Genomic DNA, 14133 nt, shown 5'->3' on the forward strand with positions numbered 1-14133 from the left:
GAAGGCCGCACTCTACTCGCTGGTAGGGCCGGGACGGAAGAAACGTCGGAGCAGGTGCTCCCTGCCCGGGAGCTACCCCGGCAGGACGAAGCCCGACTCGTACGCGGCGATGACCGCCTGGGTGCGGTCCCGGGCGCCCAGCTTGGCCAGCACGCTGCCGACGTGCGTCTTCACCGTCTCCTGGCTGACCACCAGCCGCCCGGCGATCTCGCCGTTGTTCAGCCCGGCGGCCATCAGCCGCAGCACCTGGCCCTCCCGCTCGGTGAGCCGCCCGATCGGCCCCTGTGCGGGCGCGGGCGCGCCCGCGCGCTGCCCGGCCGGGGCGTGGCGCAGGGCCAGCTCGCGCACCGCGGCCGGGAAGAGCAGCGAGTCCCCGCGCGCGACCAGCCGCACCGCCTGGACCATCTCCTCCGCGCTGGCCCGCTTCAGCAGGAAGCCGGCGGCGCCGGCCCGCAGCGCGTCGTACACGTGGTCGTCGTGCTCGAAGGTGGTGACCACCATGATCTTCGGCGGGTCGGCCATGCCGCCGACCAACTGCTCGGTGGCCCGGATGCCGTCGATGCCGGGCATCCGGACGTCCATCAGCACCACGTCCGGCCGCAGCTCGCGCACCAGCGACACCGCCTCGGCGCCGTCGGAGGCCTCGCCGACCACGGTCAGGTCCGGTTCGGCGTCGATCACCACCCGCAGGCCCATCCGCACCAGCCGCTCGTCGTCGGCGATCACCACCCGGACCGCGGCACCCGGCCCGCCCGGCCCATCCGTCACGTTCGTCGTCCCGCTCATCGTGTCCCTCCCACCGGCAGCCAGACGGCCAGCCGCCACGTCGTTCCGTCGTCCGCCGGACCGGCCTCGCAGCCGCCGTGAAGCACCGCCGCCCGCTCGCCGATGCCGCGCAGCCCGCGGCCGCCGCCGGGGCGGCTGGGGCGGGCGGGGCCCAGCGGGTTGGTCAGTTCGATCTCCAGCCGGCCCGCGGCCAGCCCCAGCCGCAGCCCGGCGGGCGCGGTCGGGCCGGCGTGCCGCAGGACGTTGGTGAGGCCCTCCTGGACGATGCGGTACGCCTCGCGGGAGGACGCGGCCGGCAGCCGGTCCAGGCCGGGCGGCAGCTCGGCGTCGACGTTCAGCCCGGTGCGGGCGAGCTGTCGCAGCAGGTCGTCCAGCCCGGCCAGGGTCGGCCCGGCGGGCTCGGCGTCGGCCCGGTCCTCCTCCCGCAGCAGGCCGATCACGGCGTCCAGCTCGGCGACCGCGGCCCGCGCCGTCTCGCCGATCGCCTGGAGCGCCTCCTCGGCGAAGTCCGGGTCGCTCCGCAGCACCCGGGCGGCCGCCGAGGCCTGGATGCCGACCGCGCTGAGGGCATGGCCGACCGAGTCGTGCAGCTCGCGCGCCAGCCGGTTGCGCTGGGCGAGCACGGTGGCCCGCCGTTCGGCGGCGGCCACCCGCTCGTCCGGGGTCGGGCCGAGCAGGACGGGTGCCCAGCGGGCCAGCAGCGTGCCCAGGCCGGCGCTGGTCGAGAGGATCAGCAGCGTCAGCGCGAGGCCCATGAGCGGTCCGGGCAGCCAGGACGGGAACCCGCGGTCCTGCCAGAACTGCAGCAGCTCGGCCACCGGCGGCCCGCCCAGCGGCGAGGTCATCAGGAAGACCGCGAACGGCACCCCGGCCAGCGTCATCCCGCTGACCACCCCGCCGAAGAGCAGGTGCAGGACGTACCAGGCGACGGCCTGCCGCCGGGCCGCCCAGGACCGGGCCGGCCCGGTGGCGACCTCGTCCGGCCGACTCGGTGCGCAGAGGGCCCGCGCGGCGGCCCCTTCCAGTGCGCGGACCGTCGGCACCAACGCGGTGACGGCGGCCATCGGCAGCGACAACCCGAGCGCGGCGAGGTAGAGAAGCAGCTGGACCATCGGGTCGTGCTGCGGGTTGAGTGCTCCGATCAGCACGGTCGAGAGCATCCAGTAGGGCATCAGCAGCGCGCCGCCGAGCACCAGGTGCACCCAGCGCAGCCGGGCCTGCCGACCGAGCAGCGCGCCCCCGGCCCGCCGCAGCCCCCACCGATCCGTGCCCGCCCCCGTGCTCACCCGGCCGACTCTACGTCAGTGACCGTCGGCCCGGCGGTGGTCGTCCCGTCGGTGACCGCGTGCGCGGCCGTCCGCTCGACGAGGGCGATCGTGCCGACCACCAGGATCAGCAGGCCCGTCACCAACTGCCCGGCCTCCACCAGCGGCATCAGCCCCGGCACGGCCTTGCGCAGGTCGGTCACCTCGTTGGTCGTCCCGAGCGCGACCAGCTGGTAGCCGCCCCAGCCGAACAACGAGCCACCCGCGGTCCACACCACCGCGACCGGCAGGCGCAGCCGCCGCTCCGGCCGGGCGCGGAACACCAGAACCAGCAGCGCCGCGACGGCGGCCACCGCCATCACCGCGGTCACGCCGTCCAGCACGCCCGAGGCCCGGGTGCGCTGCTCGGTGAACAGCACCGGGAGCCCCGTCGAGCCACCCGCCGCCCAGTACGTGCGGGCCGCCGCCACACCGAGCGCGAGCAGCGCGGCGACGCCGGCGAGGGCACGCTGCACGGTGAGGGTGGGGGAGTCCGGCAGGTCGCCGATCCGGCTGCTGAGCAGGCCCACCCAGCGCCGCCGCGCGTACAGCAGGAAGGCGGTGATCAGCGCGACGCCCTGGACGGAGAATCCGCCGTAGACGACGGCGAACACCCAGCCGGCGAGCCCTTCCGGGCCCCCGCCGTCCGAGCTCTCACTCGCCGGGCTCTGCTCCGGTCCGAGCAGCACCGAGGCGAGCGCGCTGAGCGGCAGTGCCACCAGGACGGTGCCGAGCAGCCCGGTCGCCACCCACATCGGGAACGCGACCAGTCCGGCCGGCACCCGCCGCCCCCACGGCCGGACGAAGGCGAGCGCCAGCAGGACGGCGATGACGTCCATGCCGAAGGTCAGCAGGTTCACCAACCAGAGCTTGTCCATCCCGGCCCGGTCGGCGACCCCGACCGGGTGGCCGGTGAGCCAGAGCACCTTGATCGTCAGATACGGCACCGTTGCGGCGACGGCGGTCCAGGCGGCCGTCACCCGTACCCGGTCGACGGAGGTCCTTGTGGTCATGCCGCCACGCTCCCGCACCGGCGCCCGCCAGGACGTCCCCCCGGCTCATGATCCGCCTCCCCCTCCGGGGGGATCCGTACCGCCGGGCCTCCTACCGCGGACGCGCGGGCCCGCCCGGGCGAAGAGCTCGGACGGGCCCGGGGAGCGTACCGCTACGGGATGATCGGCTCGCAGCCGATCGCCTTGCCACCGGCGGTGAGGAACTGCTTCCACAGGTCCGTGACGTCGGGGAAGAGGTTCCAGTTGCCCAGCAGCCTCATCTTGAAGTAGGTGGGCCTGCCCTGACAGGTCGTCATCACCTCGTCGTTGTTCGGGGACGAGAAGCCCATGGTCCAGCGTGCGCGGCCGAATGCCTCCGGAGTGTCCTTGTCGGCGTCCGGCGCCCGGAGCCGGGGTTCGGTCCCGATGGCGAAGGTCGCGGCCGCGCTGCTGGTCCCGACGTCGCAGGACCAGAGCGGGGCGAACGCGGTGGTGGCCTGCTGCTTCAGTCCGCGGGCGGCGGACGGCCCGCCGGGGAGCGTCAGCCCGGGCAGGCCGCAGACGTTGCCGCTGTCCAGGTCCTGCTGCGCGCCCGGGGCCGACAGGCTCTTGGGCGCCGGGAGCTTCGGCTGGGTGCAGTTGAGCTGCGCCGCGATCCCGTTGGCGGTCGCCACCGCGAACCGTGCCAGCTCGCCGTCGTCGACGGAACCGCCCTTGGTCGCGTCGACCCGCGCACGCAGTCCTCCGGTGCCGCAGCCTTCCGGCAGCAACGCCCAGGCCACGGGGCCCGTGACGCCGCCGGCCGAACCGCCGTTGGCCGAGGCGGCGAACAGGCGCGCGCCGGCCTCGGCCTCGAACACGGCGGTGTTCCGGTCCGAGCGGACCCCCACCAGGACCGACCTGTGCCCGCCGAACGCCCCGGTGCTCACCACCGCCGTGCACGACGACCCGCTGTCGTGCAGTGGCGCCGGCTCGCCGTGCTCCTCGCTGATCCGCCCGGGTCCGAAGGCGTCGTGCAGGGCGTCGGCGCTCACCACCCCGTTGCACACGGTCTCCGGACCGAGGACGTTGGTGAGGCTGTACAGCAGTACCCCTGAGAGGCCGGCCGTGATCGCCACGATCACGGCCGCCGCCCGCAGGCGCAGCCGCCGGGTGGTGAAGCCGCGCCGGGTGAGGGCCTGGTCGAGTTTCTCCGTCGTCATGCGGGTCACGGGTTTCCGAGCGCGTTGTGGTACGCCCGGTCGATGGACGAGCGGTAGTGCACCCCGGCGCTGTCGGCCAGCTGCTTCGTCACGCTGCCGGTCGCGGTCATGTCCTGGTCCGAAACGCCCGACCGGCGGGCCTTCTCCTGGATCGTGGTCATCAGCTGGGACTCGCCGGCCGTGTAGTTCTTGCTCACATCGCCCTGGGTCCTGACGTCGAGTTCGGCGTTGGCCTTGTTCGCCCAGTCGGAGGTGCCGACGTCGACCAGACGCTGGGCGACGTCACCCAGCGGGAACCAGGAGGCACCCGGGATCTTCAGCATGTTCGCCGCGGTGCCGTAGACGTGGTAGTCCATCTTGGCTTTCCAGTTGTTCTTGAACTGCTCGTCCGACTTGTGGTCGATGAAGGTGTCCGCGCGCACGGCGTCGAGCGCTCCGAGCGCCTTCCCGGACTCGTCGAGGAAACCGGCGAACTGCGGGTTCGGGCGGCCGGTGACGTCGGGCTTGAAGTTCTCCGGACCGAACTCGTCCATCCGGCGGCCGACTTCCCGGCTCTCGGACAGGTGGATGACGGCGAACGCCTCCGGGTCCTCGGTCACGCCGCGGATGACGCGCAGCAGTTGTTCCCGGCTGGCCGTGAGCCCCTCCGGATGGGAGGGGCCGGAGAGGTCCTTGCTGAGGATGTCGTGCGTGTCCGCCGGGAACTCGGAGATCATGTTCGCCAGCGGGCGGCGCAGGACGGGTGAGAGCTCGTTCTCGTGGCCGGCCCGGTCCCCGCCGAGGGTGGTGAGCGTCTTGTCCATGATCCGCACCATCCCCTCGTCGTGGGGGCGCACGGGCTTTCCGTTGCCGTGCGGGTCACGGCCGGTCGTGGCGGCCTCCAGGACGTCGGCGAAGGCCGCGTGCGAGCTCGCCTTGAGGTCGGCGGGGAACATCTTGGCCTCGTTGTCCTGGTTGGGCCACTTGCGGTCCTTGAGCAGGTAGTCCAGGTTGCCGCTCTTGGCCGGGTCGAGGAACGCCTTCGACGCCTCCGGGTTGTGGCTCATCGCCCGCATCAGGCCGCCCATCGGGTCGGTCGACTTGTCGCCCGGCACGGTGTAGAACGGGCCCCAGAGGTCCTCGCCCTTGTGCTTGCTGCTCTTCTCGTAGTCGACCAGGTCGTTGCCGACCCTCTCCAGGAACCCCTTGTCGTAGCTCCCGCCGGCGCCCATCAGCTGGGTGAGCGCCGGGTAGCCCTCGTTGTACCCGGCGGCCGAACCACCGGGCTTGCGGGCGGCCTTGAGCAGGCTGTCCTCCCACTCCTTGCCCATGCCGCCGTCCTTGGTGGCGGTGGCGAGCACCTTCGAGAGGCTGCCGTAGATGTCCTGGTAGTCGCCGGCGTCGTGATCGCCGTGGGCGTAGCCGTTGTAGGCCTTGGAGTACTCCAGCAGCGCCTCCGGGCCGGTCTTGTCACCCGCCCTGAGGCCGGCCAGCAGCGTGGTGGAGAACTCCTTGGAGCCGGAGTCGGCGGCCATCAGGTTCTGCAGCCGCTTGCGCTCGTCGTCGGAGAGGCTCCCGCCCTTGCCCAGCAGGTCGGTGGCCCGCCTGGCGTCGGCCGCGTCGCCGCCGCCGTACGGGCGGGCGTTGAAGGCGGTGGTGCTGGTGCCGACGTCGCTCTGCAGGGAGGAGGAGGCGCGCTGGTCGGCGGCGGTGGCCTTCGCGACGGCCTGGCCGATCCGCGTGCTCATCGCCTCGGCCTTGCCCTTCATGTCGGCCTGGTACGTGCGCAGGGTCTCCTGGTAGTCGGGGTCGTTGTGGCCTTGGCTGGACATCGGCGGCCAGCTGACCGCCCCGTCGTCGGCGACGATGAGTTTCTGCTCGCTCGCGTCGTGGAGCGCGTTGTCGAGGTCCTTGCGGGCCGCGGTGAAGTCCTCGCCCGCGTCCCGGATGATCGCGGCGAGGGCCGTGGCGACACCGGATGCCTGGGTGAAGTCGGTGTCGATGCCCTGGAGGGCCCGGCCCGCGTCGTCGGCGGCCGCGCCCTCCCAGCCGGCCCGCTGCGGGGTGTTGGTGAGTTCCCGGCCCACCCGGCCGTCCAGTGATTCCAGTGCCTTGGCCATGCTGGTCCAGGCCTCGGCGGTCTCCGTGACGCCGGAGAAGTCGGCCTCGCGCAGTTCCTTGAAGGACACCATGCTTCTGGGGCTCCCTTTCTGTTCTCTCGGGTCTCAGGCGCCGAAACCGGCGGTGGTGGCGTGCTCGTTGGACCGGTAGTTGCGCTGGGTGTCCTCGAGCTTCTCGGCGGTGCCGGTCAGCTTGTCGTGCAGGCTCTTGCACTGCTGCAGCCAGCGCTCGGTGGAGCCGGTGAGGGCGCCGCCGAAGGCGAAGCCGCGGATCCTCGTGGCCGCCGTGGAGGCGTGTTCGGCGAGGTTGTTGCCGCCCTTGCCGTTGGCGTTGTCGAGGTCGGTGGCGATCTGCCGGGCGATGCCGGCCGAGGCGCCCAGCTCGGTCGGGTGGTCCAGCCGGGTGGTCGGCGCGGACGGTGCCGGGCCGGGGGAGGGGCTCGGGGTGGGGCCGGCCGCGAACGGGGAGGTGCCCGGTGCGGAGATCGGAATGATGGTGCCCGGTGCCGGGTTGCGCGGCGCGCCCGGCGGGGATGCCGGTGCGATCGGCCCGGTGGTGAACCCTGGGTTACCCATGTGCGTCTGCTCTCTTCCTCCGGCCGGTGGCCGGAACCCCTCCGAACAAGCAGGACGGCCCTGTCGGCCCTTCCGTCGGTATACCGACGCACTCTTCGTGGTCGCGGTTGCGCCGTGCGCGTCAAGGATCCGTCAGGAAGGAAAGGGCGGGCGTTGGGGTGGCGAACGGGCCGGGGTGTCCGGGTCCGAAGGTCTTGTTACCGGCGGGTCGCTTCCCTATCATCGCGAGTGTGACAGCTTTACTGTCAAACCCCGGAAGGTCTGTAGCCAGTGCATGACACCAGCAGTCCCGGCCCGCTGGCCGGCGTCCGGGTGGTCGAGCTCGCGGGAATCGGGCCCGGCCCCTTCGCCGCCATGCTGCTGGCCGACCTCGGCGCCGACGTCGTGCGCGTCGACCGGCCGAACGCCTCGCCGCTCGGCATCGACCCGGGGTACGACGTCACCAACCGCAACAAGCGCTCGGTGCTGGTCGACCTCAAGTCCCCCGAAGGGGCCGGTCAGGTGCTCGACCTGGTCGAGCGGGCCCACCTGCTGATCGAGGGCTACCGCCCCGGTGTCGCCGAGCGTCTCGGCGTCGGCCCGGACGCCTGCCTGGGCCGCAACCCCGCCCTGGTCTACGGCCGGATGACCGGCTGGGGCCAGCACGGCCCGCTCGCCGCCCGGGCCGGCCATGACATCGGCTACTCGGCGGTGGCCGGCGTCCTCGGCATGATCGGCCCGGCCGACGGACCGCCCGCCATCCCGGTCAACCTGCTCGGCGACTTCGCCGGCGGCTCGCTCTACCTGGTCGTGGGCCTGCTCGCCGCACTCCACCACGCCCGCGGGACCGGCACCGGCCAGGTCGTCGACGCCGCCATCGTGGACGGCGCCGCCCACCTCACCTCCGTGCTCTGGGGCCTGCTCGCGTCCGGCCAGTGGCAGGACCGCCGGGGCGTCAACCTGCTGGACGGCGGCGCCCCCTGCTACGCCGTCTATCAGGCCAAGGACGGCGGCCACCTCGCCGTCGGCGCGCTGGAGCCGCAGTTCTACGCCGAGTTCGCCCGGCTGCTGGAGCTCGGCCCCGACGCACCCGGCCAGTGGGACACGGCCCGCTGGCCCGAACTCCGCGCCCTGATCGCCGCCCGCTTCGCCACCCGGACCAGGGCCGAATGGGAGGACGTCTTCGCCGGCTCCGACGCCTGTGTCGAACCTGTCCTGACGATGCGCCAGGCCGCCGCGTCCGAACACCTGGTGGCCCGCCGGACGTACGTCGAGGCGGACGGCTTCACCCAGCCCGCCCCAGCGCCCCGGTTCTCCGCCACCCCCGGCGCGCTGCGCCGCCCGCCGGCGCGGCCGGGCGCGGACGCCGCCGAGGTCGCCCGGGACTGGGGTGTGCCCGGGCTCCTGACCTCCAAGAACTCCGCCGACTCCGAGGCCCGATAAGGAGCTTGCCGTGCAACGCGACATCTACACCGAGGAGCACGAGGACTACCGGACGACCGTCCGCTCATTCCTCGCCAAGGAGGTGCTGCCGCACTACGACCGCTGGGAGCAGGCCGGCATCGTGGACCGCTCCGCCTGGCTCGCCGCCGGCCGGCAGGGCCTGCTCGGCCTCGCCGTGCCCGAGGAGTACGGCGGCGGGGGCAGCACGGACTTCCGCTACGCCGCCGTGCTGGCCGAGGAGTTTGCCCGGGCCGGCGCCTCCGGCCTCGCGCTCGGCCTGCACAACGACATCATCGGCCCGTACCTCACCTCGCTCGCCACCGACGAGCAGAAGCGCCGCTGGCTGCCCGGGTTCTGCACCGGTGAGCTGATCACCGCCATCGCGATGACCGAACCGGGCGCCGGCTCCGACCTCCAGGGCATCCGCACCCACGCCGTCGACCAGGGCGACCACTACCTGCTGAACGGTTCCAAGACCTTCATCTCCAACGGCATCCTCGCCGACCTGGTGGTCGTGGTCGCCCGCACCACCCCCGAGGGCGGCGCGCACGGCCTCAGCCTGCTGGTGGTCGAGCGCGGCATGCCCGGCTTCGAGCGCGGCCGCAACCTCGACAAGATCGGCCAGAAGTCCCAGGACACCGCCGAGTTGTTCTTCGAGGACGTCCGCGTCCCGAAGGAGAACCTGCTCGGCGAGGAGAACCAGGGCTTCGTCCACCTGATGCAGAACCTCGCCCAGGAGCGGCTCACCATCGCCGCCGCCGCGATCGCCGGCGCCGAGTACCTGGTCGAGATCACCACCGCGTACGTGAAGCAGCGCGAGGCTTTCGGCCGGCCGCTCGCCAAGCTCCAGCACGTCCGCTTCGAGATCGCCGAACTCGCCACCGAGTGCGCCGTCACCCGCGCCTTCGTGGACCGCTGCATCACCGAGCACAACCGGTACGCGCTCACTCCGGCGGACGCCTCGATGGCCAAGTGGTGGGCCACCGAACTGCAGAAGCGCACCGCCGATCGCTGCCTCCAACTCCACGGCGGGTACGGGTACATGAGCGAGTTCCCGGTCGCCCGCGCGTTCACCGACGGGCGGATCCAGACCATCTACGGCGGGACCACCGAGATCATGAAGGAGATCGTCGGCCGCTCCCTCCTCGGCTAGCCCTGCTCCCGGCCGGCCACCTCCCCCGGCCGGCCACCTCTCCCGGGCCGGCCACCTCTCCCGGGCCGTCCTCCCCGGACGGCCCGGACCCCTCCTCGGACCACCCCTCCGCGGAACAGCCCTCCCCGGACCACCCCTCCCCGGACCACCCGTCCCCGGAGCCCTCCCCGGATCACCCCTCCGTGGAGCACCCCTCCCCGGACCACCGGACCACCCATTTGCCCGAAAGGCTCTCCACCGTGACCACCGAAGCGTACGTCTACGACGCGATCCGCACCCCGCGCGGCCGGGGCAAGGCCAACGGCTCGCTGCACGGCACCAAGCCGATCGACCTGGTCGTCGGCCTGATCCACGAACTGCGCCGCCGCCTCCCGGACCTGGACCCGGCGGCGGTCGACGACATCGTGCTCGGCGTGGTCAGCCCGATCGGCGACCAGGGCTCCGACATCGCCCGGATCGCCGCCGTCACCGCCGGTCTGCCCGACACCGTGGCGGGAGTCCAGGAGAACCGCTTCTGCGCCTCCGGCCTGGAAGCCGTCAACCTGGCCGCCGCCAAGGTCCGTTCGGGCTGGGAGGACCTCATCCTGGCCGGCGGCGTCGAGTCGATGTCCCGGGTGCGGATGGGCTCCGACGGCGGCGCCTGGGCGATGGACCCGATGACCAACTACGAGAACCACTTCGTCCCGCAGGGCATCGGCGCCGACCTCATCGCCACCATCGAGGGCTTCTCCCGCACCGACGTGGACGCCTTCGCCGCCGAGTCCCAGGCCCGTGCCGCCAAGGCCCAGGCCGACGGCCTCTTCGACCGCTCGGTCGTCCCGGTCCGCGACCGCAACGGCCTGGTCGTGCTGGACCGCGACGAGTTCATCCGCCCCGGCACCACCGTGGAGAGCCTCGCCGGCCTCAAGCCGTCCTTCGCCGGCATCGGCGACGCCGGCGGCTTCGACGCCGTCGCCCTGCAGAAGTACCACTGGGTGGAGGGCATCGACCACGTCCACCACGCCGGCAACTCCTCCGGCATCGTGGACGGCGCCGCCCTGGTCGCCATCGGCAACCGGGAGATCGGCGAGCGGTACGGGCTGCGCCCGCGCGCCCGCATCGTCTCCGCCGCCGTCTCCGGCTCCGAGCCCACCATCATGCTCACCGGCCCGGCCCCCGCCACCCGCAAGGCGCTCGCCAAGGCCGGGCTGACCGCCGCCGACATCGACCTGGTCGAGATCAACGAGGCCTTCGCCGCCGTCGCCCTGCGGTTCGTCCGGGAGATGGGGTTCCGGCACGACCAGGTCAACGTCAACGGCGGTGCGATCGCCCTCGGCCACCCGCTGGGCGCCACCGGGGCGATGATCCTCGGCACCCTGATCGACGAGCTGGAGCGGCGCGACCTGCGCTACGGCCTGGCCACCCTCTGCGTCGGCGGCGGCATGGGCATCGCCACCATCGTCGAGCGCATCTGACCTCCCGACTCCTCTTTCCCCCCGGAGACCCGAACATGAGCGACACCACCACCATCCGCTGGGAGCAGGACCAGGACGGCGTGGTCACCCTCGTCCTCGACGACCCCACCCAGTCCGTCAACACCATGAACGAGGCCTTCACGGCCGACTTCGACGCCACCGTCGAGCGGCTGGCCGGCCTCGGCGACGAACTGCGCGGCGTCGTCATCACCTCCGCGAAGAAGACCTTCTTCGCCGGCGGCGACCTCAAGATGCTCTCCGCAGCCCGCCCCGAGGACGCCGCCGCCGTCTTCGAGAAGTCGATGCGGATCAAGCGCGCCCTGCGCCGGCTGGAGACGCTCGGCAAGCCGGTCGTCGCCGCCGTCAACGGCAGCGCCCTCGGCGGCGGACTGGAGATCGCCCTCGCCTGCCACCACCGCATCGCCCTGAACACCTCCGCCAGCCGGATCGGCCTGCCCGAGGTCACCCTCGGCCTGCTTCCGGGCGGCGGCGGGGTCGTCCGCACGGTCCGCCTCTTCGGCATCACCGACGCCCTGCTGAAGGTGCTCCTCCAGGGTCGCCAGTACCGGCCGGCGCAGGCGCTCCAGCACGGCCTGGTCCACGAACTGGTCGACACTCCCGAGGAGTTGGCCGACCATGCGCGCGCCTGGATCGAGGCCAACCCGACCGCCGTCCAGCCTTGGGACGTCAAGGGCTACAAGATCCCCGGCGGCACCCCCAACACCCCGGCGCTCGCCGCCAACCTGCCCGCCTTCCCTTCCAACCTGCGCAAGCAGCTGGCCGGCGCCCCTTACCCGGCCCCGCGCAACGTGCTGGCGGCGGCGGTGGAGAGCGCCCAGGTGGACGTCGACACCGCCATGGTGATCGAGGCCCGCTACTTCACCGAGCTGGCCTGCGGGCAGACCAGCAAGAACATGATCCAGGCGCTCTTCTTCGACATGCAGGCGGTCAACTCCGGTGCTGGACGGCCGAGTTCCTTCGAGAGGCGGACGGTCCGCAAGGTCGCCGTGCTCGGCGCCGGGATGATGGGTGCGGGCATCGCCTACACCTGTGCCAAGGCCGGCATCGAGGTGCTGCTCAAGGACGTGACGGTCGAGGCCGCCGAGCGAGGCAAGGCCTACTCCGCCGGGCTGCTGGACAAGGCGATCGCGCGCGGCCGCTCCACCGAGGCGAAGCGCGACGAGCTGCTCGCCCGGATCACCCCCACCGCCGAGGCCGCCGACCTGGCCGGCTGCGACGCGGTGATCGAGGCCGTCTTCGAGAACCCCGAGCTGAAGCACAAGGTGTTCCAGGAGATCGAGGGCATGGTCGCGCCGGACGCGCTGCTCTGCTCCAACACCTCCACGCTGCCGATCGGCCTGCTCGCCGAGGGCGTCCAGCGCACCGCCGACTTCATCGGCCTGCACTTCTTCTCGCCGGTCGACAAGATGCGGCTGGTGGAGATCATCCGCGGCCCGCAGACCGGTGACGAGGCCCTGGCCCGCGCCTTCGACCTGGTCCGGCAGATCGACCGGACCCCGATCGTGGTCAACGACTCGCGCGGCTTCTTCACCTCCCGGGTGATCGGCCAGTTCATCAACGAGGGCGTCGCCATGGTCGGCGAGGGCGTCGACCCGTCCTCCGTCGAGCAGGCGGCCGCCCAGGCCGGCTACCCCGCCAAGGTGCTCTCGCTGCTCGACGAGCTGACGCTCACCCTGCCCCGCAAGATCCGCAACGAGTACCGGCGCGCGGCCGAGGCGGCCGGCGGCGAGTGGACCGCCCACCCGGCCGACGCCGTGGTGGACCGGATGGTCGACGAGTTCGGCCGTCCCGGCCGCAGCGGCGGCGCCGGCTTCTACGAGTACGGCGAGGACGGCGGTCGCGGGCGGCTCTGGCCGGGGCTGCGCGAGCACTTCACGCGCGCCGACGTCGCCGTGCCGTTCGAGGACCTCAAGGAGCGGATGCTCTTCAGCGAGGCGCTGGACTCGGTCCGCTGCCTGGAGGAGGGCGTGCTCACCTCGGTCGCCGACGGCAACGTGGGTTCCATCCTCGGCATCGGCTTCCCGGCCTGGACCGGCGGCGTCTTCCAGTACATCAACGGTTACGAGGGCGGCCCGGCCGGTTTCGCGGCCCGGGCCCGCGAACTGGCCGCCGCCTACGGCGAGAGGTTCGCGCCGCCCGCCCTGCTGGAGCGGATCGCGGCGGAGGGGCGGACGTTCACGGACTGAGGTCCGTGCCTGAGGCTCGTCGCCCGGGGTTGGCCGCCCGGGGTTGGCCGCCCGGGGACGGTGCCTGAGGTTGGTTGTCCGACGTCCGACGTCCGACGTCCGAGGTCCGTTGCCCGGTGTCCTGGGTGCGGCGGGCCCGTTGTCGGTCAGCTGGGCGAGTCCGCGTCGCCGCGCGCGGCCTCGCCCAGCTCCTCCCTGAGGGAGCGCTGGAACGCCGTCACCAGCGCCTGCGCCACCATCGGCTGGATGTGGTCGGTCAGCGCCTTCATCCGCTCCAGCTCCGCCGGGGCCGGCTCGCTCTCCCGGTACGGCCTCCACACCGTCTCGCGGAACAGCCGGTGCAACTCGTGCGCCGTCGCCCGGCTGTGCTCCAGCACCACGGCGCGCGCCGCCAGCAGTGTCTCCAACGGGATCGGCACGTCCAGGATCCGCACCCCGAGCGGCAGCAGCCCAGGATCCACCCGGAACACCTCGGCATCCGCCGTCCGCTCCAGCGCCCCCATCGCGCCCAGCCGGTCCAGCTGCGTCTGCGACAGCGCCCGGCCGGCCCGCCGCTCCAACTGCCCCCGGCTGACCTCCTCCGGCGCCTCCGGCGTCCACGACGCCACCAGTGCGCGGTGGATCGCCAGGTCCAGCGACGTACTGTCCTGCGGCAGCCGCGCCAGGTACCGCTCGATCGCCGCCAGCGTCAGCCCCTGGCGCTGCAACTCCTCGATCAGCCCCAGCCGGTCCAGGTGCTCCGCCCCGTACAGGCCCACCCGCCGCGGTCCCAGCTCCGGTGGCGGCAGCAGGCCCTTCGTCCCGTAGAACCGCACCGTCCGCACCGTCACCCCCGCGCGCGCCGCCAACTCGTCCACCGTCAGCCGCATCTCGACACCCTCGCGCGCGCTCATCCGTGCAACCTCCGTAGCACTTCCGCTGTAACAGCAGCAGTGTGA

Annotated in this window: 11 protein-coding genes; 4 read left to right on the forward strand and 7 right to left on the reverse strand. The window is 72.8% G+C overall.

Annotation, left to right across the window (positions count from 1 at the left end; translation table 11 throughout):
- Nucleotides 1-72: 72 nt before the first annotated feature.
- From OG286_RS29740 to OG286_RS29765, 6 genes are all read right to left on the reverse strand, one after another.
- Complete coding sequence (locus OG286_RS29740) at nucleotides 73-786, reverse strand: response regulator (protein WP_396319153.1); 714 nt, start codon at nucleotides 784-786, stop codon at nucleotides 73-75.
- On the reverse strand, nucleotides 783-2072 hold the full coding sequence (locus OG286_RS29745) for a sensor histidine kinase (protein WP_396319152.1): 1290 nt from the start codon (nucleotides 2070-2072) through the stop codon (nucleotides 783-785). Before OG286_RS29745 ends, OG286_RS29740 begins: the two co-directional genes overlap by 4 nt.
- Nucleotides 2069-3103, reverse strand: a complete 1035-nt coding sequence (locus OG286_RS29750) for a hypothetical protein (RefSeq protein ID WP_396319151.1) — start codon at nucleotides 3101-3103, stop codon at nucleotides 2069-2071. Before OG286_RS29750 ends, OG286_RS29745 begins: the two co-directional genes overlap by 4 nt.
- Before the next feature lie 152 nt (nucleotides 3104-3255).
- On the reverse strand, nucleotides 3256-4284 hold the full coding sequence (locus tag OG286_RS29755) for a hypothetical protein (RefSeq protein ID WP_405365894.1): 1029 nt from the start codon (nucleotides 4282-4284) through the stop codon (nucleotides 3256-3258).
- 5 nt (nucleotides 4285-4289) lie between these two features.
- The gene (locus OG286_RS29760; RefSeq protein WP_405359449.1) at nucleotides 4290-6455 is read right to left on the reverse strand and encodes a hypothetical protein; all 2166 of its coding nucleotides are present in this window, start codon (nucleotides 6453-6455) and stop codon (nucleotides 4290-4292) included.
- 33 nt (nucleotides 6456-6488) lie between these two features.
- Complete coding sequence (locus OG286_RS29765) at nucleotides 6489-6959, reverse strand: hypothetical protein (protein ID WP_396319148.1); 471 nt, start codon at nucleotides 6957-6959, stop codon at nucleotides 6489-6491.
- 270 nt (nucleotides 6960-7229) lie between these two features.
- On the opposite strand from OG286_RS29765, the gene OG286_RS29770 reads away from it, so the two are divergent.
- The 4 genes from OG286_RS29770 (at nucleotide 7230) to OG286_RS29785 (ending at nucleotide 13195) form a co-directional block, all read left to right on the forward strand.
- Complete coding sequence (locus OG286_RS29770; RefSeq protein WP_396319147.1) at nucleotides 7230-8381, forward strand: CaiB/BaiF CoA transferase family protein; 1152 nt, start codon at nucleotides 7230-7232, stop codon at nucleotides 8379-8381.
- Nucleotides 8382-8391: 10 nt separating this feature from the next.
- Nucleotides 8392-9534: an acyl-CoA dehydrogenase family protein gene (locus OG286_RS29775; protein ID WP_396319146.1), complete on the forward strand. Its 1143-nt coding sequence runs from the start codon at nucleotides 8392-8394 to the stop codon at nucleotides 9532-9534.
- 239 nt (nucleotides 9535-9773) lie between these two features.
- Nucleotides 9774-10988, forward strand: a complete 1215-nt coding sequence (locus OG286_RS29780) for an acetyl-CoA C-acetyltransferase (protein ID WP_405359448.1) — start codon at nucleotides 9774-9776, stop codon at nucleotides 10986-10988.
- Between the two features lie 35 nt (nucleotides 10989-11023).
- Complete coding sequence (locus tag OG286_RS29785; RefSeq protein WP_396319144.1) at nucleotides 11024-13195, forward strand: 3-hydroxyacyl-CoA dehydrogenase NAD-binding domain-containing protein; 2172 nt, start codon at nucleotides 11024-11026, stop codon at nucleotides 13193-13195.
- A gap of 146 nt (nucleotides 13196-13341) precedes the next feature.
- Here OG286_RS29785 and OG286_RS29790 read toward each other — a convergent pair whose 3' ends face one another.
- Nucleotides 13342-14088, reverse strand: coding sequence for a MerR family transcriptional regulator (locus OG286_RS29790; protein WP_396319143.1), 747 nt, complete (start codon nucleotides 14086-14088; stop codon nucleotides 13342-13344).
- Nucleotides 14089-14133 lie beyond the last annotated feature (45 nt).

The organism is Kitasatospora sp. NBC_00039, assembly GCF_045160625.1.
Taxonomy (GTDB): Bacteria; Actinomycetota; Actinomycetes; order Streptomycetales; family Streptomycetaceae; genus Kitasatospora.

What these genes read in the sequence shown, in the direction of transcription:
- OG286_RS29740 (WP_396319153.1), bottom strand. Translation starts at nt 786, where the DNA reads ATGAGCGGGACGACGAACGTGACGGATGGGCCGGGCGGGCCGGGTGCC.
- OG286_RS29750 (WP_396319151.1), bottom strand. Translation starts at nt 3,103, where the DNA reads ATGACCACAAGGACCTCCGTCGACCGGGTACGGGTGACGGCCGCCTGG.
- OG286_RS29755 (WP_405365894.1), bottom strand. Translation starts at nt 4,284, where the DNA reads ATGACGACGGAGAAACTCGACCAGGCCCTCACCCGGCGCGGCTTCACC.
- OG286_RS29760 (WP_405359449.1), bottom strand. Translation starts at nt 6,455, where the DNA reads ATGGTGTCCTTCAAGGAACTGCGCGAGGCCGACTTCTCCGGCGTCACG.
- OG286_RS29765 (WP_396319148.1), bottom strand. Translation starts at nt 6,959, where the DNA reads ATGGGTAACCCAGGGTTCACCACCGGGCCGATCGCACCGGCATCCCCG.
- OG286_RS29785 (WP_396319144.1), top strand. Translation starts at nt 11,024, where the DNA reads ATGAGCGACACCACCACCATCCGCTGGGAGCAGGACCAGGACGGCGTG.
- OG286_RS29790 (WP_396319143.1), bottom strand. Translation starts at nt 14,088, where the DNA reads ATGAGCGCGCGCGAGGGTGTCGAGATGCGGCTGACGGTGGACGAGTTG.